Annotated in this window: 16 protein-coding genes and 1 tRNA gene; 9 read left to right on the top strand and 8 right to left on the bottom strand. The window is 59.9% G+C overall.

What is annotated here, in order from left to right; translation table 11 throughout:
- Positions 1-164: 164 nt before the first annotated feature.
- Together rimM and NW816_RS12030 are read right to left on the bottom strand one after the other, a co-directional pair.
- On the bottom strand, positions 165-704 hold the full coding sequence (gene rimM / locus NW816_RS12025; RefSeq protein WP_414409307.1) for a ribosome maturation factor RimM: 540 nt from the start codon (positions 702-704) through the stop codon (positions 165-167).
- A gap of 11 nt (positions 705-715) precedes the next feature.
- Complete coding sequence (locus NW816_RS12030) at positions 716-1,681, bottom strand: SPFH domain-containing protein (protein ID WP_414409308.1); 966 nt, start codon at positions 1,679-1,681, stop codon at positions 716-718.
- A gap of 205 nt (positions 1,682-1,886) precedes the next feature.
- On the opposite strand from NW816_RS12030, the gene NW816_RS12035 reads away from it, so the two are divergent.
- From NW816_RS12035 to leuC, 3 genes are all read left to right on the top strand, one after another.
- Positions 1,887-2,918, top strand: a complete 1,032-nt coding sequence (locus NW816_RS12035; protein WP_414409309.1) for an NAD(P)/FAD-dependent oxidoreductase — start codon at positions 1,887-1,889, stop codon at positions 2,916-2,918.
- Positions 2,919-2,981: 63 nt separating this feature from the next.
- Positions 2,982-4,082, top strand: coding sequence for a polysaccharide deacetylase family protein (locus NW816_RS12040; protein WP_414409310.1), 1,101 nt, complete (start codon positions 2,982-2,984; stop codon positions 4,080-4,082).
- Positions 4,083-4,247: 165 nt separating this feature from the next.
- Positions 4,248-5,651 (top strand): 3-isopropylmalate dehydratase large subunit, encoded by a 1,404-nt coding sequence (gene leuC, locus NW816_RS12045; protein ID WP_414409311.1) that lies wholly within the window; start codon positions 4,248-4,250, stop codon positions 5,649-5,651.
- An 18-nt stretch (positions 5,652-5,669) separates the two neighbouring features.
- Here leuC and NW816_RS12050 read toward each other — a convergent pair.
- The 3 genes from NW816_RS12050 to NW816_RS12060 form a co-directional block, all read right to left on the bottom strand.
- Positions 5,670-5,743, bottom strand: a tRNA-Met gene (locus NW816_RS12050).
- Between the two features lie 13 nt (positions 5,744-5,756).
- Entirely contained in the window at positions 5,757-6,812 is a 1,056-nt protein-coding gene (locus tag NW816_RS12055; RefSeq protein WP_414409312.1) for an XdhC family protein, read from the bottom strand.
- A 60-nt stretch (positions 6,813-6,872) separates the two neighbouring features.
- The gene (locus NW816_RS12060) at positions 6,873-8,024 is read right to left on the bottom strand and encodes a serine hydrolase domain-containing protein (protein ID WP_414409313.1); all 1,152 of its coding nucleotides are present in this window, start codon (positions 8,022-8,024) and stop codon (positions 6,873-6,875) included.
- A gap of 124 nt (positions 8,025-8,148) precedes the next feature.
- Between NW816_RS12060 and NW816_RS12065 the strand changes: the two genes are divergently transcribed.
- Both NW816_RS12065 and NW816_RS12070 read left to right on the top strand, forming a co-directional pair.
- On the top strand, positions 8,149-9,111 hold the full coding sequence (locus NW816_RS12065) for a LysR family transcriptional regulator (protein WP_414343887.1): 963 nt from the start codon (positions 8,149-8,151) through the stop codon (positions 9,109-9,111).
- A 108-nt stretch (positions 9,112-9,219) separates the two neighbouring features.
- Positions 9,220-10,251 (top strand): anthranilate phosphoribosyltransferase family protein, encoded by a 1,032-nt coding sequence (locus NW816_RS12070; protein WP_414409314.1) that lies wholly within the window; start codon positions 9,220-9,222, stop codon positions 10,249-10,251.
- Positions 10,252-10,353: 102 nt separating this feature from the next.
- Here the strand turns inward: NW816_RS12070 and NW816_RS12075 are convergent, their stop codons facing one another.
- Positions 10,354-11,637, bottom strand: coding sequence for a DUF4912 domain-containing protein (locus NW816_RS12075; RefSeq protein WP_414409315.1), 1,284 nt, complete (start codon positions 11,635-11,637; stop codon positions 10,354-10,356).
- 405 nt (positions 11,638-12,042) lie between these two features.
- Here NW816_RS12075 and NW816_RS12080 point away from each other — a divergent pair, with 405 nt between their 5' ends.
- From NW816_RS12080 to NW816_RS12090, 3 genes are all read left to right on the top strand, one after another.
- Positions 12,043-12,855, top strand: coding sequence for a hypothetical protein (locus NW816_RS12080; RefSeq protein WP_414409316.1), 813 nt, complete (start codon positions 12,043-12,045; stop codon positions 12,853-12,855).
- Between the two features lie 195 nt (positions 12,856-13,050).
- Positions 13,051-14,172, top strand: coding sequence for a glycosyltransferase family 9 protein (locus NW816_RS12085; protein WP_414409317.1), 1,122 nt, complete (start codon positions 13,051-13,053; stop codon positions 14,170-14,172).
- Positions 14,173-14,434: 262 nt separating this feature from the next.
- Positions 14,435-15,373: a DMT family transporter gene (locus tag NW816_RS12090; protein WP_414409318.1), complete on the top strand. Its 939-nt coding sequence runs from the start codon at positions 14,435-14,437 to the stop codon at positions 15,371-15,373.
- Between the two features lie 35 nt (positions 15,374-15,408).
- On the opposite strand, the gene NW816_RS12095 is transcribed toward NW816_RS12090, so the two are convergent.
- Positions 15,409-16,536 (bottom strand): iron-containing alcohol dehydrogenase family protein, encoded by a 1,128-nt coding sequence (locus NW816_RS12095; RefSeq protein WP_414409319.1) that lies wholly within the window; start codon positions 16,534-16,536, stop codon positions 15,409-15,411.
- A gap of 249 nt (positions 16,537-16,785) precedes the next feature.
- Here NW816_RS12095 and NW816_RS12100 point away from each other — a divergent pair, with 249 nt between their 5' ends.
- Positions 16,786-17,205 carry a TerB family tellurite resistance protein gene (locus NW816_RS12100; protein WP_414356214.1) on the top strand — a complete coding sequence of 140 codons (420 nt, stop codon included), beginning with the start codon at positions 16,786-16,788 and terminating at the stop codon, positions 17,203-17,205.
- Between the two features lie 23 nt (positions 17,206-17,228).
- Here the strand turns inward: NW816_RS12100 and NW816_RS12105 are convergent, their stop codons facing one another.
- Entirely contained in the window at positions 17,229-18,518 is a 1,290-nt protein-coding gene (locus NW816_RS12105; protein WP_414409320.1) for a PLP-dependent aminotransferase family protein, read from the bottom strand.
- Position 18,519 lies beyond the last annotated feature (1 nt).

Consider the following 18,519-nt stretch of genomic DNA (forward strand, 5'->3'; position numbering starts at 1 on the left):
TCAACAGAAACCCAGAAAAATTGACCTTAAAGGCCAGGAATCAGCTTATCATCAAAAAACTGTCCCCATGATAGCACAAAAGGCTAGAACGGCCACACAGACGCTTCTGAGGGCCAAGTTCAGGATGGGATGCAGGTACGGAAGTCAGGCCGTCTTGCCGAACTCTAACCCAGAAAGCTCTCCACCAGCCCCGGCGGCGGCTGCACGTGAAGCGCGCCTTTTTCCAAGTCCACGACAGGCACCAGGGCTTTCACAAAGGGGATCAACACCTGCCGATGGTCAGAGGTCGTTATCTCCAGCACATCCTGGCCGGCTGCCAAAATCCCCGAAACCTGTCCCAGCAGCTCCCCTTGGTGATAGACGGCCAAGCCGATGAGATCGCGGTAGTGGTACTCTTCCGGCTGCAAGGGCAAGCGGTGGGAAGCCGGTACCAGCAGCCTAGCCCCCACCCAGGTCTCAGCCACCGTTCGATTGGGGATCCCTTCCAGTCGCACCAAATAAAGACCCTTAGCCGGGAAAAACTGCCCCTCGATCAAGGGGTGCAGCAGGGGCTCGGGATCCGTATCCCGCTGCAGCCAGCGCGGTCCGGGCTCTGTGAGGCGTTCTGGGAAATCCGACCAGCACCTAACCCGCAGCCAGCCCCGCAAGCCGTGAGCCGCCACCACCTGTCCCACCAGCAGCCAAGCCGGATCCTGGGCCATCATGGTCAGTCAACTCAGTCGAGCCGGGGAAAGTCCACTTCGGTTGGGAAAGAAGCCGGGGTACGCAGCTTCTGAGAGGCCGCCGCGCGAGATCCTTCCCCACCCTTGGCCACGTCCACCATGGAGAGCAGCCCTTGCAGGGTGCCAGGGATCGAATTGGGATCCATGAAGATCACCTTCGCGCTGGGACTGCTGCCCACCTTGAGGCCCATGTCAATATAATTTTGCGCCATCAGGTATTGCAGCGCATTGGCTGCCTCTGGGTTCTCCTGCAGCGTGGCGGCAATGGTTTTGATGGCTTCAGCCGTGCCTTCAGCCAGCAGCAGCCGCTCTCGCTTCTCCGCTTCTGCTCGCAATAGCTGTGCCTTGGCGGCCCCCGCAGCCTGGTTGATGCTGGCCTGCTGCTCCCCTTCTGATTTCAGAATAGCGGCCCGCTTTTCCCGCTCGGCAGCCATTTGTTTTTCCATCGAGTCTTGCACGGTTTTGGAGGGTTGAATGTCCCTGACTTCCACGCGGGTGATCTTGATCCCCCAGGGATCTGTGGCCTCGTCCAGCTCTGTCAAAAGGCGAGCGTTGATCTCGGCGCGGGAGGAAAAGGTTTGATCCAAATCCATACGGCCAATTTCGGCGCGCAAGGCCGTCAGCACCAGGTTAATCAAAGCCCGCTGCACATCCTCGACCGCATAGCGGGCCTTGATCATGTCGGTGATGCGCCAGTAGACCACCGCATCGGCCATCAAAGAGACGTTGTCGCTGGTGATGCACTGCTGAGGAGGCACATCCAACACCTTCTCGCGGATGGTTTCCTGGAACACAATCCTATCGATAGGGGGAAGAATAAAGTGCAATCCTGGGGTCAGCTTGCGATGAAACCTGCCCAAACGCTCCACCAATGCCTCATACCCCTGGCTGATGATTTTGACCGAGTTGAACAGGTAGCCGACAAAGATCAGGGCAATGGCCGCTAAGATACCTGGCATAGGGCTTTTCTCCTAAGGGGGAGTTCAGTCCCCATTCTAGACGGTTGCTGGGACTGCTCCCTTGCTCGATTACATCTCAACAGAAACGCGATGGACCAAGTATGATCTGCAGCTCTGCGGAACGTCTGGAGCTTCTTAAGATTTTTCGGGCCGCAACCGACAACTTGAGGCCACCCAGCAGAAGTCTGGTGAGGGGATCCCGTCTATGAAACTGAGCAGCAGGAATCTAGAGGTTGGTTTGGGCAAAATCTATGACGTGATTGTGGCCGGAGGGGGAGCAGGGGGGTTGTCGGCGGCAATCTATCTGGCTCGTTATGGATTGAGTTGCCTGGTGGTGGAGAAGGGCAGAGGCCGCTCTTTTTGGATGCAGGATTTGCGCAATTATCTGGGATTGCCCCCGACCACTCCAGGGCGAGAGCTGTTGCGCCAGGGAACAGAGCATGCCCTCAGCTTGGGGGTAGATTACCTGCGCGGTTTTGTGGAAGATGCCACCGATGAGGGAGACCTTTTTGCAGTCAAGGTCAAGGTGGGAAAAATGAACAGCCTCTACCCCGTTTTTCGGAGCAAATATTTGATCGCGGCAACCGGCATTATGGATTACTTGCCCCAGTTGTCGGATATGCAGAATGTTTACGACTACGCGGGCTATTCACTGCATGTCTGTATGATCTGCGATGGCTACGAAATGCGGGATCAGAAGGCGGTGTTGATCGTCAATTCAGAAGATCGGATCAATACAGCTTTTGTCCTCAACTGGTTTACACCCTATATCTCGGTGTTGACCCACGGCCTCTGCTCGGTCGGCCCCGACATGCGCAAAAAACTGGCGGATCATGGCTACCCACTCTACGAAACTCCCATTCGTCGTTTTTGGGGAGAAAACCATCAATTGCAGGGTGTGGAGCTGGAAGATGGCACCTACATCGAAGCGACCACCGGCTTGGTGGCGATGGGAGCCAAATACCACAATGCTTATTTGAAAGGGATCCCCGGCTTGAAATGGCAAGGGGAAAACCTGCTAACCGACGAGTGGTGTCGCACTGCTCATCCGCGGCTGTTTGCACTGGGCGATTTGAAGCAGGGCCTGAACCAAGTGTCGATTGCGGTTGCCGATGGCACCCTAGCTGCCACAGCCATTTGGCGGGACATCCGACGGGCCTCACCTGCACGTAAATGGGAAGAGCGCCTGCTCTCGCCACCTGGGATCCCAGGGCCTTCCGGATCCTCACTAAATTGATGGGCTCTATCGAGCTTGGGTGGCTTCTGTCCTATGATTGGTTGCGAAGGATTAAGCCATTCCATGCACTCTCTGAAAGCGTTGAAAGCGTTGATATTTTGCCTAGCCTTCCTACTGGTTGGACTGATCTACTACTGCACGGTAGAGGCCCAGCCTCTTTTTGAGCTGAACCTGACGGCCACCTCGGAATACAACCTCATTCTCCCCATTGAAAGCATTCGGGTGGTGCGCGGCGCCAATCCCCAAGATTTGCTCATTTATCTATCAGCTCCTTCGGCAGCCTGGATCCATCAAGAAGAGGTGAACGGGCATTATGTGATCGACATCCCCTACGGAGTCATTACCCATACAACAACCATCGAGGTCGCTTCGGATCTGCCCTATCGGCTGAGCTGGGGCAACCAAAATGAGCAGACGGGGCGTTTACTGATTACCCCTGCTCCCGCTCATGTGCAGGTGTTTCTGCAGCATGGCTGGATCCCGGATCCCGACTTTCTCGATCCGGCAGAAAATACTCAACCTTTGCAACTGCCTTTAGAAGAAGTGCTGGGGCCTTTACTGGAAGTGCCACCTCGTTCTGCCTTTCTGACCATTGATGATGGCCCCTGGCCTCAGTCTACCCCCCGACTTTTACAGGTTTTGGATGATCTTCAGATCCCGGCCACTTTCTTTGTTATTGGCACCCACGTTTCCCGATTTCCAGAATTGGCTCAATCGATTCAGGCCCATCACCACACCCTAGCCAATCATACTTTTACCCACGATTATCAACGTCTCTACGGAAGCAATGAGCTGTTTTATGCTGAGGTGGATCAGACAACCCAACTGCTCAAAGCGTTGAACTTGGATCCCCAACTGGTTGTTCGCCCACCGGGAGGTTTTCGCCTAGATTCTGCTTTGCGTCGCTCTCTGGAGCAGGCAGGATATCGAGTTCTTTACTGGAACATGAGCCCGGAAGATGCTTACGCGGGCCAAAGCGCAGCCCAACTTTTGGAGCGTGTTCGAGCTCAGTTGCCGGCGATCCAGGCTTCCGATCAGCCCCTGGTTTTGCTGCTCCACGATCGCTGGCCCCACACCGCAGAGGCCCTGCCGGATATCGTCGCTGCCATTCAAGAGGCGGGCTATCGCTTTTTGCCTTGGCCGGCCTTCAGGGATCCCGTTTGAAGGGCGAGTTTCTCGTTGGCTGAGGCAGGGGTTTCCCGGTTTGAGGACTCAGATCCGCCTTCGCCCACCGGGATCGCATAGCGATAACGGCAGCCCGTACCTTGACAACCCTTTCCCCAAGTAGCACATTGAAAGTTCACAGGACTTGGCTGCGGGCCGAGAAAGATGAGCGAGAGGACATTATTCGATAAGGTGTGGGATGCCCATACGGTGCGGATTTTGCCCTCTGGGCAGACGCAGTTGTTCATCGGCCTGCACCTGATCCACGAGGTGACCAGCCCGCAGGCTTTTGCCATGCTGCGGGAGCGCCATCTGCCGGTTCTGTTTCCCGAGCAGACGGTGGCCACAGTGGATCACATCATTCCCACCGACAACCGGGCACGGCCTTTTGCGGATCCCTTAGCGGAGGAGATGATCCAGGAACTGGAGCGCAATTGTCGGCAATACGGCATCCGTTTCTACAACAGTGGCTCCGGTCGGCAGGGGATCGTGCATGTGATTGCCCCGGAGCAGGGGTTAACTCTGCCGGGGATGACCATTGCCTGTGGGGACAGCCACACCTCTACCCACGGGGCCTTTGGGGCCATTGCTTTTGGGATCGGCACCAGCCAGGTGCGAGACGTATTGGCCACCCAAACTTTGGCTTTGTCCAAGCTCAAGGTGCGCCGCATTGAGATCCACGGCAAGTTGGGGCCGGGAGTTTACGCTAAGGATGTAATTCTGCACATCATCCGCAAGCTGGGGGTCAAAGGCGGGGTGGGCTACGCCTACGAGTATGGGGGCAGCGCCATTGAAGCCATGAGCATGGAAGAGCGCATGACCCTCTGCAACATGTCCATCGAGGGAGGGGCCCGCTGCGGCTACGTCAACCCCGATGGGGTGACCTTTGAGTATTTGCGGGGGCGAGAGTTTGCCCCCCAGGGATCCGATTGGGAAGAGGCGGTAGCCTGGTGGAAAAGTCTGGCCAGCGACGGCAATGCCCGCTACGACGACGTGGTGGTATTCCAAGCCGCAGACATTGCGCCGACGGTTACTTGGGGGATCACCCCCGGCCAAGGTATTGGGGTGGATGAGCGGATCCCTGCCCCAGAAGATCTGCCGGAAAGCGAGCGGGAACTGGCCAAAGAGGCCTATGCCTACATGGACTTGCAGCCGGGGGATCCCATTGTAGGGACACCGGTGGATGTCTGCTTCATCGGCAGTTGCACCAATGGCCGCTTGAGCGACCTGCGGGAGGCAGCCAAGATTGCCAAGGGGCGGCGGGTGGCCCCAGGGGTGAAGGCGTTTGTGGTGCCCGGCTCAGAACGGGTAAAGCAGGAAGCAGAACAGGAGGGCTTGCGGGAGATCTTCGAGGCGGCAGGGTTTGAGTGGCGGGATCCCGGTTGCTCCATGTGTTTGGCGATGAACCCGGATCGGCTGGTGGGGCGCCAGATCAGCGCCTCTTCTTCCAACCGCAACTTCAAGGGCCGCCAGGGATCCCCCAGCGGGCGCACCCTGCTCATGAGCCCGGCTATGGTGGCCGCAGCGGCAGTCAGCGGCAAGGTGGTGGATGTGCGGACGCTGCTCTAAGCAACTGTCTCCTAGGTATAGCGGGGACTGGATTTGAACCAGTGACCTTCGGGTTATGAGCCCGACGAGCTACCAGGCTGCTCTACCCCGCGGCGCTTTTCTAGCCTAGCTTGTCCTCCGGCTAACCGGCAAGCCTACACCTTGGGTTTCGCCGGGCATTCTCTTCGGGGATCCCCGTCGCACCTGGATGAGCTGGGCGGTGATGCTGATGGCAATCTCGGCGGGGGTTTCGGCGTGGATCTCCAGGCCAATGGGGGCAAAGAGCCGACTGAAGGCGGTCTCCGGGATCCCTTCCTGGGTCAGGGTTCGCAGTACGGTTTGTACCCGCTTGCGGCTGCCGATCATCCCCAGGTAGTGGGGGGTCAGGCCGGAGTGGTAGATGGCCCGCAGGATTTGGCAATCGAGGCTGTAGCTGCGGGTCACAAGAGCGATGTAGAGCTGCGGGATCCTGTGCAGATGGGGGATAAGTTGGGCAAAGGGTTCTGAGCACAGCCGCTCGGCAACGGGAAAGCGCTGAGGGGTTACCCAGTCCGGGCGATCGTCCTGAACCCAAATGCGAAAGCCGGCCAAATGGGCGATCTGGGCCAGGGACAGGCCGCAGTGGCCCGCTCCGACGATCAGCAGGGTGGGGGAAGGGAGGAGGGGCTCGACCCAGGATCCCGCGAGGAGCTGTGGGCGGGATGGCAGGGGGGCAAAGTGCTCCGCACCGCTGTCGCTAAGGCTGAGGTAGGGGAACCCCTGAGGATGGAGGGGAGTGATCAGCCAAGCCCTTTGCCCTTGGGTCAGAGCCTGGAGGATCTGGGCCACCAACGTTTGGGCAAGGGATCCCTGCCATCGCTGTAGCCAAATGTGCATCCGTCCCCCGCAAACGCCCAAGGGAGGGCTGTTGAGGTCAAGGGAAACTTGCATCCCAGCCGGCGAGGACTCCCCATCGCCATCGCCAACGGGAACAGCGGTCTGCAAAAGGGTTTGCGCTCGGGCAATGACTTCCGCTTCGGCAGCTCCACCGCCAATGGTGCCCAACAGGGTGCCATCAGATCCCACGGCCAGTTTTGCCCCCGCCTGGCGAGGCACAGATCCCTGGGTGCGGATCACGGTGGCCACCACCAGCGGCCCGCGGGAGAGCATATCTGCCAACTGTCGGTAAAAGGTCTCGTCCACCTCAGCCTCAATTCGGTCAGGGATCCAATCTTTCTTAAGGATCTTTCAAAGATCAAAAGATCAGGAGAGCCCCTCTAGGATGGCCTGATGGAGGGCAACCCGGAAAGCCTGGAACCCGTTCTCCCGCCGACCGTGGTAGACGGCGTTGGTGAGCAGCGCCACCACCAGTTCCCGCTCTGGATCGATCCACAGAGAGGTTCCGGTGAAGCCAGTGTGGCCGAAGGCGCTGGGGCTGAACGGGGAGCTGCTGGCCAAGGGATCCGGGGAGCGCAAGGCAAACCCCAAACCCCGGCGCTCGTGACAGCGGTGGGCATCCCCTTGCTGAGGCAACTGCTCGCGGGTCATTTCCCTCACCGTTTGGGGCTGCAACAGGGATCCCGTCAAAAAACTCTCCCCGAAAGCAGCTACTTCCTCTGCCGTGGCGAATAGTCCGGCATGGCCGGCGATCCCGCCCAGGCGGGCGGCATTTTCGTCGTGAACCTGCCCCTGTAGGCGGCGCTTTCGCCAAGGACACAGCTCGGTGGGGGCACAAGAGACAGAGACAGGGGGTGGGTCGAAAGGATCCCCCGGATAAAACTGAGTTTGGCTCAGGCCCAGAGGCTGCAAGATCCGGGCGTACAAGATCTGATCCAGAGGGGTTCCGCTCAGACGTTCCAAAGCCAGCCCCAGCAGGATCAATCCAAGATCGCTGTAGACTGTGCGGGATCCCGGCCTGTAGGCCAAAAAGGTGTGCAGGGCCATGTGCCGGGCCGATTCGGCATCGGGCTGTCGAAACAGGGGCCGCCAGGCGGGCAAACCGGCGGTGTGGGCCAGCAACTGTCGCACCGTCACCTGTTCTGTTGCAACAAGCTGGCCTAAGGATTCCGGTTCCACAGCAATCCATTTCCCCGGCTGCAGAGGATCTTCATAGGGGGCAATGGGGCGGGATCCCTGAAACTCCGGCAACAGGAGACTGACCGGTTGATCCAGCAGCAACGCTCCGGCTTCCACCAGGGCCATGCAGGCGGTGGCGGTGTAGAGCTTGGTCAGCGAGGCCAGGTCAAAACGGGTGGCCGAGGTTGTTGGTTGGCGCCGGGTCTCAGGGTCGAGATAACCTGCCGCCCTTGAGTAGATACACCTTCCCTTGTGGCGGATGACCACCTGGGCAGCGGGGAAAAGGTGGGGAATGGCGGAGTTGAGCAGCCCCTCCAGCAAGGCTGGATCCCAACCCATCTGCTTCTCCTCCTGGCTTGGGGATCCCCAGTCCAACAAACAACTTGTAACGGTGTTTACAAAAGCCTACCGCTTCCCCAGCTAGGATGCCACCACGGCAGGCTACATCATCAAGGGATCCCGAGTGCGGCTGGAGTTGTTGCAAGCTTTTTTGAACGTGGTGGAAACAGGTAGCTTTTTGGCCGCTGCTCGCCTCAGCGGTCTGACCCAATCGGCCATTAGCCGCCAGATCCAGGCCCTGGAAGAAGCAGTGGGCGCTCCGCTGTTGCATCGCAAAAGCCCGGTGGCTCTAACCGTAGCTGGGGAACGGCTTTTGCCCCATGCCCGTCGCATCTGTCAGGAATGGCAGCGGGCTCAGGAAAGCATTCGAGAATGGCTGCAGGGCCAGCAAACTGAGCTCTGCATTGCCGGGATCCATTCTCTGATCGCCCATCAACTGCCGCCGGTGCTGCAACAGTTTTGCCGGGAGTACCCAGAGGTGCAGTTGCGGGTTACCGCTCTGGGCAGCGACCGCGCCTTGAAGGTGCTCAGGGATGGGCTGGTGGACGTGGCCCTGGTAATGGAGAATCCCCTGATGACCCGGGGGGCAGAACTGGTGGTGGAGCCACTGTACTCGGAGCCAATTCAAGTATTGATGCCCGCCACCCATCCCCTCAGCCGCTACGAGCGGATCCCCTGGAAGGTGCTGGCGGAGTATCCCCAGGCTGTGTTCAAAGATGGCTATGCCATGCGCTCCTTGGTGGGATCCCATCTGGCCCGACAGGGGCTTCCCCTGAAAGCAGCCCTGGAACTGAACACCTTGGATGCCTTTCGGGGGGTGGTGCGACAGGGGCAGTTGATTGCCCTCCTGCCGGAGTCGGCCCTGGTGGACTGCTGCGCCGATCCGGATTTGCAGGTGCGACCCACCGAGCCCCCCCTATTGAGACGACAGGTGGTTATGGTCACCACCAGCGATCGCTATCGGATCCCTCCCATTCGCCGGTTTTTGCAGTTGGCCGCCCAGCTGATTAGGCAGTCTGGTAATGCTGAGCCTGCTTCCGGCGCAGATCCCCATTGGCCCTCTGCTGGGCTGTTGTCGGTTTTGTAGAGACCTTTTGTAGAAATTTCTGGTCAAATACCCATATCGGTAGTTTCAAGTGTTCCGCCCTTATCTCCCCCTATCCTGAGTAGCCCAGCGCTCCCGACCGCCGATGCTATGAGCCAAGAGTTTCGCGAGCTGTTGAAAAAAATCGGCAGCGGCACCCACACCCACCAGGATCTCAGCCGGGCAGAGGCCGCCAGCGCTGCTCGAATGCTCCTGCGGGGGGAGGCCACTCCCGCCCAGATCGGGGCTTTTTTAATTGCCCACCGCATCAAGCGCCCCACTGCCGAGGAGCTGGCCGGTATGTTGGATGCCTATGCAGAGTACGGCCCTCTTCTGCCCCGGCAGGATCTGCCTCATCCCTTGATCATCTTTGGCCATCCCTACGATGGCCGCTCGCGGACGGCACCGCTGGGGGTGCTGGTGGCTTTGCTGCTGGCAGCGGCAGGGTCAGCCGTTTTGCTGCATGGCTCTGGCTTCTGTCCCACCAAGTATGGGCTGCCCTTGGAAGCGGTGTGGCGGAGCTTGGGGGTGGATTGGCGAGGGCTATCCCTGGAGCGGGTGGGGCAACTGCTGGAACAAACCGGGCTGGGATTTTTGTATTTGCCCACCTGTTTTCCCCAGGCTCAGGCTCTGATGGACTACCGGGATCAAATCGGCAAGCGCCCCCCCTTGGCCACCTTGGAACTGGTCTGGACGCCCTACCAAGGCCCCTTTCACCTGGTGGCCGGCTATGTGCATCCTCCCACCGAGGCCACGATGCTGGAGCTGTTTGCCCTGCGGGAGATTCGGCAATTCACCACCGTCAAAGGTCTGGAAGGCAGTTGCGACCTGCCACGGGAGCGAGCGGCCATTCTCAACCAGGGCGGCAAACGGCTGCTCTTGAAGGCCAGAGATTGCCACTTGGCAGGCCCGGAGATTCCCTTCTCCGGAGAGAAAGAGCTGCTCCGGCAGATGCAGCAGGTGCTCAGCGGGGATCCCTGTGAACTCACCCCAGCCGTTCTCTGGAATGGGGGCAGCTATCTGTGGCTCCTCGGGCTTGCTCCATCCTTGCCAGAAGGGATCCAACAGGCGGAAGACCTGCTTCGCTCCGGACGGGTGATGGAGAAGCTGAAACAACTGATCCGGGTGATCGACCTCTCCTAGGGCTGGCATCCCCTGTTTTGATGGCTGGAGTCAAGCTCTCCAGCCCAGGGAAAAAAGCCCCCCGGCCAGCTCCAGGGGGCGAGAAGCCGAAGGTTGGATCCTTTAGGGCAACAGCTCTTCGATGGCCTCTTCTTTGGTGTTGGTGCGGCGGGAGAGGGTGCGGCGGTCGAAGGTCATGTGGATCTCCCGGTTTTGCTCGCCATCGGCAGCCACCGCAAAGATGGGGAAGTCGATGTTGCCGTCTGGGAAAGCCATGTGGAAGCGGAAGGTGCCATCGGGGTTGAGCTGGATCTTGCGCCCGCCAATGGTAACGGTGGCATCCGGCTCTGTGGCCCCATAGACAATCAGCTCGGCATCGGCCACCAACCAGAACTTGCGAGAGCGCTGCGGCAGCACTTCGGAAGCCCCCGAGAACAGGCCCAAGCCGGATCCCGAAGCCATCCAAGGAGCAGCAGGCACTTCGGCCATGGCCATCCCCATCATGCCCACACCCGAGGGGATGATAAACGAGCTGATGGCCTGCTCCGGCACCAATTGGCGGCTGCCCATCTGGTGGCTGCCAAACAGGGATCCCGCCACCCGCATTGACTCAAAGCCGCCCACCATTTCTAGGAAGGGATCGACCATGGCCCCTTGCTGCGGCTCATCGCCCTTGTAGGCCACCACACCCATGCCGGTGGCACTGCGCTTGTAAGGCTCGCTGAGCTGGTAGAGGGTGCGGCCCTGCAGGGCCATATCGAAGGGCACCGTCAGGAAATGCTCTTCAAACCAGTCGGAGGGAAAGACTGGCGGCACCATCACTGCAGCCGAGCGGGCCAACATCAGCCAGCGGCCATCTGCCGTCCGGTAGCCGATCTCCACAATGTAGGAACGATCGCTCACCGGGATCGGCAAATACCACTCCCGCGCCAACTCATCACAGGGGTACTCCTGCATGCTGTGGGCCGGCTGGTAGCTGAAATCGATATCCGTCACATCGTAGAGGCGCAGCGCCAACTGTTGGCCGCCCTCGCGGCGCTTGCTTTCTTTAGCCTCGTTGGGCACATCCCAATAGGCGTAGGCCCACTGGGGATCCCGCGGCAGCAAAACGATGCGGCTTTCCCCGTAACCGCCCGGCAAATCGCCCAGCCCTTTGTCCACATCGGCCAGATCCGGCTTACCGCCAACCTCTTGGCCCACAAACTTCGTTTGGGTAACCGACTCTTGGCCGCTCGGCTCTGGCATCGTGTCAGCGGGACGACCGCTGCGAGCAGCTTGGGCTTCCCGAATGGCCTGGACAAGTTGCTCCTTGGTCATGCGGCTGTACTTGGGGATCTGATAGCGGGCAGCTTCTTCCCGCAACTGCCGGATGGTCATTTCTTCCAACGGGATCCGCTCTTGTGGCATGGTCGGGGTCTCCTGTCTTCTCTTCGACAAATCGGGCTTTGTGCAATGCTCCAGCTTCTAACCCAAAGGCCGATCCCAGCTTGCGGCTCAGTACAGCCTCGAACCCGCTGGCGTGCCGGCCTGCCTTGCGCTCTCCAGCCGCTGACAACCATCAGGTGGGGATCAACGGGGATCATAAAGAATGATGAACCCATGTTTGCGTATTTTTGCCTGTTGGTCAAGAGCTTGGGGATCGCTGGGGATCAAAAACAAAGGGTGGGATTGCGCGGGATCCCCTGCCGAACCGGCCTCGCCTGGGTAGCATGGGGGAAAGGTGAGCTGTTGCGAGATGGGCCGCAGATTTCGTGGCCAAGAGGTGTTGGGATGAGGAGGTGGAAGCCTGCCGGGAAAGGTTCCGGGATCCAGATGAGTTGGGCAGCGCTGGGGATCCTGCTGTCGGGATCGGTCTTGCCCATGGAAGCGATCAATGCACAGACGCTGTTTCCTCCCCTTTACCGCTTGCAAGGGGGATCCCCTGCCTTGCCCGCCGGAGAGCAGCCTGCCTCTGAAGCAGCGCCCTGGCGTCCGGCAACCAAGGACTCCATCCCACCCAAGGGAGCGGATCAAAAAGTAGAGCCGGCCCAACCCATCAACGGGGAAGTGGCAGAGGGCCCGGTTTTCGATCTGGATCTGTTGCGGCAGTTCGGCACCAGCCCCGGCGGCAGTGGCTCTGGATCCCGGCAGGGGGAAGTGGTCGGGCCGGGCAGCGGCCAGAGTGGGGTGCGCGGAGCCAGCCCTGGCTCAGGGATGGGTGCGGGCCAAGGGCCAGGGGGTGGAGCGGGTCTGGAAGCGGGATCCCAGCGGCGGGAACCGCAAGTGACGGGGTTGATTGTGGATGCGCGGGGCTTAGATTTCTTGCCCAGCCAGTCGATGCGCCTGTTTGATCCCGACGGCAACCAAGTCTACACCCCTGTCAATCTTGGCCAAGACCTCAACGCCGCCTTCGTGGGCAGCGAGGGCACAGCCGCCTATGCCACCTCGGAAGAGCAGGCCCGCTCGCTGGTAAACCGCATTGGGGAACGGCCCCACCGCATTCGCGCCATCCGTACCCTTGGCTACGACCTGGTGATTTCCGCCGAAGATGCCTTTAGCCTGCGCCAGATGAATGCGACAGATGGCTTCCTGGATCGCTTTGCCGTGGTGGTCATCTGGGATGGCAGCCAAGCCAGTCTCCCCTGAGGCCCAGGGATCCCAACATGGCCATCCAAGTGCAGGACAGGGGAATGCTAGCCTAACAAAAGTGCTCTGTCTGCACCGCCCCTGGCGGGGTTGTTGCTGTGCCTGCGGCACCCTATGTTGCCACGCAACGCTTACGCGAACAGGAACCGCAACGCTGTCGCGACGAGGCCGCAAACGCTATCTTCCCCTAGCCCTATGCAACGGTTTGCCAACCAACCTCTGCGGGAACATCCCCACCTGGCGGTGTTTTCCTCCAGCAAGGTGGGCAATTTTGTGGTTACCATCCCGCTGTTGCGGGGCCTCAAGGAGAAGTACCCCGATTGTGTGCTGGACTTTTTCGGCAGCGAAATTACCCGCGACTTCGAACTTCACTGTCCCTACATTGACTTTAGCTTTCCTCTTTACAGCCGTCGCCCCGATTACCTCGAGGCCCTAACCGCTGCTGTGCGAGAACGGGTGGCTCAGGCCGGGCCCTACGATCTGGCCATCAACTGCGACGAGTTCAGCGAGCTCAACTTGGTGGCGGTGACGGCGCTGCGTCCTCAATACATTGCCGGAGCCGGTTTGACCTTGGATTTTCGCCGCAAGTTGGATCCCGGCTCCGACCCGGTGCAGCGCATGCTCCAAGACGACGACTGGAACAGCCTGGAGTTTTTGCAGCGCTACAAAGATATCCTCACCAGCAACTACATTGCCGAGATCTTCTGCCGCCTGGCCTATGTGGAGACGGATTTTTTTCGTCTGGAGCTACCCAGCCGGGATCCCGATTTTCCGGTGCCAGAGGTTTTGGTGCACATCACCACTACCCGCCGCGCCAAGATGTGGCCCCTGGACTACTGGCGGCAGGTCATCGAGTGGTGCCAGGGACAGGGATGGCAGGTGGGGTTGATCGGCAGCGCGCCGGAGCTGCAGCGATCCCTCTACCACGGCGGCAGCGGCGAAGACGAACTGCTGGCCCAAACAGGAATGGTTGACCTGCGGGGCAAAACCAGCCTCATCGAGCTGGCAGGAGCCTTGAAGCGGGCGCGGGTTTGTATCTCCGTGGATGCGGGGCCGATGCACATTGCGGCGGCGGTGGGCTGCCCTACCATTGCCCTGTTTGGCAACGATGCCGATGGAGATGGGGCCAGCCCAGTACGGCTATGGGCTCCTCGTCTGCCCCACGTTTACCTCACCCAAACCGCCTACAAGTGCCGGGTCTGTGTAGACAACAAGTTCAAAAACGAAGCCTGCCCGGTGGAAGGCCATCCCTGTATGGCCCATCTCAAGCCGGAAATGGTCATCGGATACCTGCAAGAAATTCTCAGGCAAACCTAGAGGTTTCAACCGGTCTCCTCCCTCACCCCTAGCCCCTCTCCCAAAGAGAGAGGGGAGACATGCAGCGACGGGACGAAGTGTTTACGGCTACTTGAAATAGCTATGTCTTGGGATCCCCATCTTTTTCCCCCTGGCGAGAGGGATCAGGAGTGCCGGTGGACGGCAAAGATTGCCTAGGGTGGTAGGTCGGATCCCTGGAAGTCCGTTTAAGCTGGGAGTCCAGAGCTTAAAACTTAGTGCCTAAACCGTTTAGGTGTGAGCTGTGACTTTGGAGACGTGGTGTCGCCACCAGTTGGGCCGCTTTGCAGGGTGGGGAAAAACGAGGATCTGGCAAGGAGTTGCCCTGAAGCTGCTGGCCACCGCTTGCTTTGCCTGTTTAGGGGCGATCATCCGGCTCAACACTCCCGCCCTTCATCCGTTTCAGATTGTTTTTTTGCGCAACCTATTCGGGTTTCTCACCCTGTCACCGCTGGTGTTGCGGGTCGGGATCCGATCCCTGCGCACCGCCAAGATGGACTTTTACCTCCTGCGCTCGGCGATCAGCACGGTGGGGATGCTGCTCTCCTTTTGGGCAGCCAGCCTCTTGCCTTTGGCGGAAGCTACGGCGCTCAGCTTTGTCCAGCTCTTGTTTGCCAGCTTGATGGCGGTGTTGGTGTTGGGAGAGCGCATGTCCCACTACCGCTGGATGGCTCTGGGGCTCGGGTTTGCCGGGGCTTGGGTAATGCTGAGGCCGGGGTTTCGGGAGCTATCCCTGGGCGTAGGGTTGGCTTTGGCGGCTGCCGCCCTCTTTGCTTGGGTGACCATTGTGCTCAAGATCCTCTCCCGTACTGAGTCCAGCCTCACCATCACGGCCTACATGGGCCTGCTGCAAACCCCTCTCTCGTTTCTGGCTACCGTTTGGGTTTGGACATGGCCCTCTCCCGAACAGTGGCTGTGGATGATGGCTATGGGGCTGCTGGGCAGCATTGGGCAGGTGGCTCTCACCCAGGCTTACAAGATGGCTGAGTTGACCATGCTCGTACCTTTAGATTTCTCTCGTCTGCTCTGGGCCAGCTTAATCGGGTTTTGGGTGCTGGCTGAGATCCCCGATGGATGGACTTGGCTGGGTGGGGCCTTGATCTTTGCCGGCGCTACCTTTGCAACCTACGGCGAAGCCCGCCTGCGCATGATGGCAACTCAGGCCCGTACCGGCGGAGTTTGATAGCAGGCAGATGATCCTCTGCCAGGGGCAATGACCTAGACCCGAGGCAGAACGGGGCTGGAGCTGGTTAAATCGGTGGTGGTGAGGGCAACCAGCAGGGCTTCGGGGCCGACGGGGAAGGGCAGGTGGTGAATATCGGATCCTGGCTGGCAGGCCACTTGGGCGGCTTGCAGCAGGTCGGCGGATCCCAGGTGACCCAGCTTGAGATCCCGCAAGTTGAGGGGCAACCCCACCTGCCGGTAAAAGGTCAGCAACTGGGTACGTGCCGCCAGCGCCAACTGGTTTCCTTGCAAGATCTCCTCCAGGCGCAATTGCACCAGGATACCGAAGGCTACTTTTTCTCCGTGCAGAGTGGCCCGATGCCCCAGCAAATGGGTTAGCCCGTTGTGGACAGCGTGGGCAGCCACCGTCCGACATTTGGCCCCACCCATGCCGCCAACGATCCCTGCCAGGCAAATGCAAGCATCCACCACCTGTTTCCAAGCAGTTCCGCCCGGCTCCCGCAGGGCCGCCGCCGATTGCTGGAGAAGCAAATCCCGCAAGACACGGGCTTGCTGCACTGCCCCAATCACCAGGGCATCTTCCGATGCGCCGCTGCTGACAGAAGACTCGTACCACTTGGCCAAGGCATCTCCGATCCCGGCTACCAAGGTGCGAGGGGGAGCCTGACGAATGAGGTCGTAGTCCAAGATCAAGGCGGCTGGGGCCTGATCCAAGGCCACATCCCGCTGAAAAGCGCCGCTGTTGGAGTAGATATTGGATAGGGCACTCCAGGCGGCACAGGTGGCAGCAGAGGTGGGCACGGTAACCACGGGGATCCGCAGCCGGTGGGCCACCAGCTTGGCCGTATCCAGAGCCTTGCCCCCGCCTACCCCCAAGATGCCGGTTGTGGACTCCGCCATGGCTAGCGCCTGCAAACGCGCCAGCTCCGACTCGCTGCAATCTACCCCGTAGGTAGTCCAGTGGACTTGGACGGCAGGCTCCCGCGCGAAATTGCGCTGCAGAGGGGACTCAACCACAGCCAAGGAGCGTTCCCCCCCGATCACCAGCACACGGGATCCCAGCACGGTGAGGGGCACAGCTTCCAGAACGCCGCTGCCGCGGTACAGCCGACCTGGGGCCGGAATGGCAAGATCCAATTGGCAAGGAGAGGCGCTCAGCATTGCAAGAATGGGCGAGAAAAAGGACTCCGTCCCGCTATCGCGAATAGCTCAGTGTTCGTAATACAGATAACGATCCTAGCCGAAAAAAGGGCTGCGCACCGCTGGCGCGAATGCAGATGGCTCACCCAAGGTCTGGCTATAGTTAAGCTGTTCATCCCCTCAACTCTGCAGCCTCTAAGGTCTCTGGCCCCCTGACACGTTCGCAGAAGTGTCGCGTAGCGACAACAGTTCTCAGCAAGGGATCCCACCATGAACCCCACAACTCAACATCAGCTCATGCTCAAAATTGTGGCCGGCTCTGCTTGGGCCGATGGGCATTTGGAACCCCAGGAATTGGCCTACTTGGGATCCCTGCTGCGCCGCTATGGTTTGGAGCACGATACCGAGCTGCGAGAACTGATCCAAGAGCCTATCCCAATGGAGCAAACCGAGCGCTGGATGGCCGATTATCTTGCCCAGGCCAGCGAAACCGAGCGCATGCAACTTTTGGGAGCAATCGGCAACCTGATGATGGCCGACAACACGGTCTCTCCAGAAGAGCACACCCTCTTGGATGACTACTACACCCTCATGGCAGGGATCCCGGCTCGTCCAGAATCTGCACCTAACCTGGTGAAGGGCGTTGGGCAATTTTTCCGGCGCGTGGCCAAGGCTGTGGGGGGCAGGTGAGCGGGAAATCTGCGCTCTGGGCTTCAAGGATCCATGCTTTTGGAGAGCTCCTTCCCTTGCTGCTCCGCACCGCTGGCGCAAGAGTGTATCAGTCTGTACAGTTGTTCCCCAATGGTCTGGATCCCACTGACAATGCGCTCCTCGGGTTGATAGCTGAAGGCCAGGCGCAGAGCATGGTCTCCTTGGCCGTCGGCAAAGCAGTGGGTGCCCGGTAGGAAGGTGACCCCCAGGGCACGGGTAGCCTGCAACAAGGTGCTGGCGCTTAGGAAAGGGGGTAGCTCACACCAAACGAAGAATCCACCCCCAGGGGCCTCCACCTTGACTTCGGGGGGAAAATGTTGAGCGATGGCCTCCAGCATCACCTGGCACTTTTCTCGGTAGCGACGGGTGAGGAGTTGAATGTGGCTCTGCAGACGGCCCTCCCCGCAATAGCGGGCCACCACCCGGCCCAGAAAGGGCCCCAGGGATCCCTCGCTGCGAAACATCTCCAGGCGGCGGATGATCTCAGGGTGACCACAGGCCCAGCCCACCCGTACTCCCGGCACCACAATCTTGGAGAAGGTGCCCACGTGCAGAACCCAGCCTTCCTGATCCAGCGCAGCCAAACTGGGCAAGGGATCCCCGGCAAAGCGCAGGTCGTAGTAGGCATCGTCCTCCACCACCACCACACCGTACTCAGCCGCCAACTGCACCAATTTCTGCCGCCGTGGCCCAGAGAGGGTGCAGCCTTTGGGGTTTTGGAAGGTGGGAATGGTATAGACAAATCGGGGGCGGATCCCTTGGCGAGCCAGATCGCGCAGCACCTCTTCCAAGCGATCCACCACCATGCCCTCCCCATCCACCGGGATCGAGATCAGACGCGCTCCTGCCGCCGCAAAACGGCTGACAGCCCCCATGAAGGTGGGCCCTTCCACAATGACTACATCCCCCGGCTCCACAAAGACCTGAGGCAGTAGGCCGAGGATCTGCCCAGAGCCATAGCCGATCAGTAGGTTTTCCGGCTGGGCCTCTACCCCTCTATCCCGCATCAACTGCAGCACCACGTCGATCAGCCCGGCAAACGTGCCGCCGTAATTGAGGGCATTGTCCCCATCTTCCGCCAACACCTCCGCCGTGGCCCGCGCCAAGTCGGCCTTGGGAAACAGGCGCGGATCCGCCAGCCCAAAGGTAAAACTGGTAACCACTGGCACCGCCCCTGGGATCTCCGCCCCGAAAGGAGAAGGGATCACAGCCTGAGCCCGTTGGGCAAAAAGGGTTTGCAACAAGGGCCGCGAAGTGCTACGCGGTGCCGATGCGGACGAGGTCTGGGTCATG

This window comes from Synechococcus sp. W55.1, from assembly GCF_047461655.1.
Taxonomy (GTDB): domain Bacteria; phylum Cyanobacteriota; class Cyanobacteriia; order Thermostichales; family Thermostichaceae; genus Thermostichus.

Excerpts from the sequence above, each read along its gene's own strand:
- rimM (WP_414409307.1), bottom strand. The coding sequence starts at position 704 with ATGATGGCCCAGGATCCGGCTTGGCTGCTGGTGGGACAGGTGGTGGCG.
- NW816_RS12030 (WP_414409308.1), bottom strand. The coding sequence starts at position 1,681 with ATGCCAGGTATCTTAGCGGCCATTGCCCTGATCTTTGTCGGCTACCTG.
- NW816_RS12035 (WP_414409309.1), top strand. The coding sequence starts at position 1,887 with ATGAAACTGAGCAGCAGGAATCTAGAGGTTGGTTTGGGCAAAATCTAT.
- NW816_RS12040 (WP_414409310.1), top strand. The coding sequence starts at position 2,982 with ATGCACTCTCTGAAAGCGTTGAAAGCGTTGATATTTTGCCTAGCCTTC.
- leuC (WP_414409311.1), top strand. The coding sequence starts at position 4,248 with ATGAGCGAGAGGACATTATTCGATAAGGTGTGGGATGCCCATACGGTG.
- NW816_RS12060 (WP_414409313.1), bottom strand. The coding sequence starts at position 8,024 with ATGGGTTGGGATCCAGCCTTGCTGGAGGGGCTGCTCAACTCCGCCATT.
- NW816_RS12070 (WP_414409314.1), top strand. The coding sequence starts at position 9,220 with ATGAGCCAAGAGTTTCGCGAGCTGTTGAAAAAAATCGGCAGCGGCACC.
- NW816_RS12075 (WP_414409315.1), bottom strand. The coding sequence starts at position 11,637 with ATGCCACAAGAGCGGATCCCGTTGGAAGAAATGACCATCCGGCAGTTG.
- NW816_RS12080 (WP_414409316.1), top strand. The coding sequence starts at position 12,043 with ATGAGTTGGGCAGCGCTGGGGATCCTGCTGTCGGGATCGGTCTTGCCC.
- NW816_RS12085 (WP_414409317.1), top strand. The coding sequence starts at position 13,051 with ATGCAACGGTTTGCCAACCAACCTCTGCGGGAACATCCCCACCTGGCG.
- NW816_RS12095 (WP_414409319.1), bottom strand. The coding sequence starts at position 16,536 with ATGCTGAGCGCCTCTCCTTGCCAATTGGATCTTGCCATTCCGGCCCCA.
- NW816_RS12100 (WP_414356214.1), top strand. The coding sequence starts at position 16,786 with ATGAACCCCACAACTCAACATCAGCTCATGCTCAAAATTGTGGCCGGC.
- NW816_RS12105 (WP_414409320.1), bottom strand. The coding sequence starts at position 18,518 with ATGACCCAGACCTCGTCCGCATCGGCACCGCGTAGCACTTCGCGGCCC.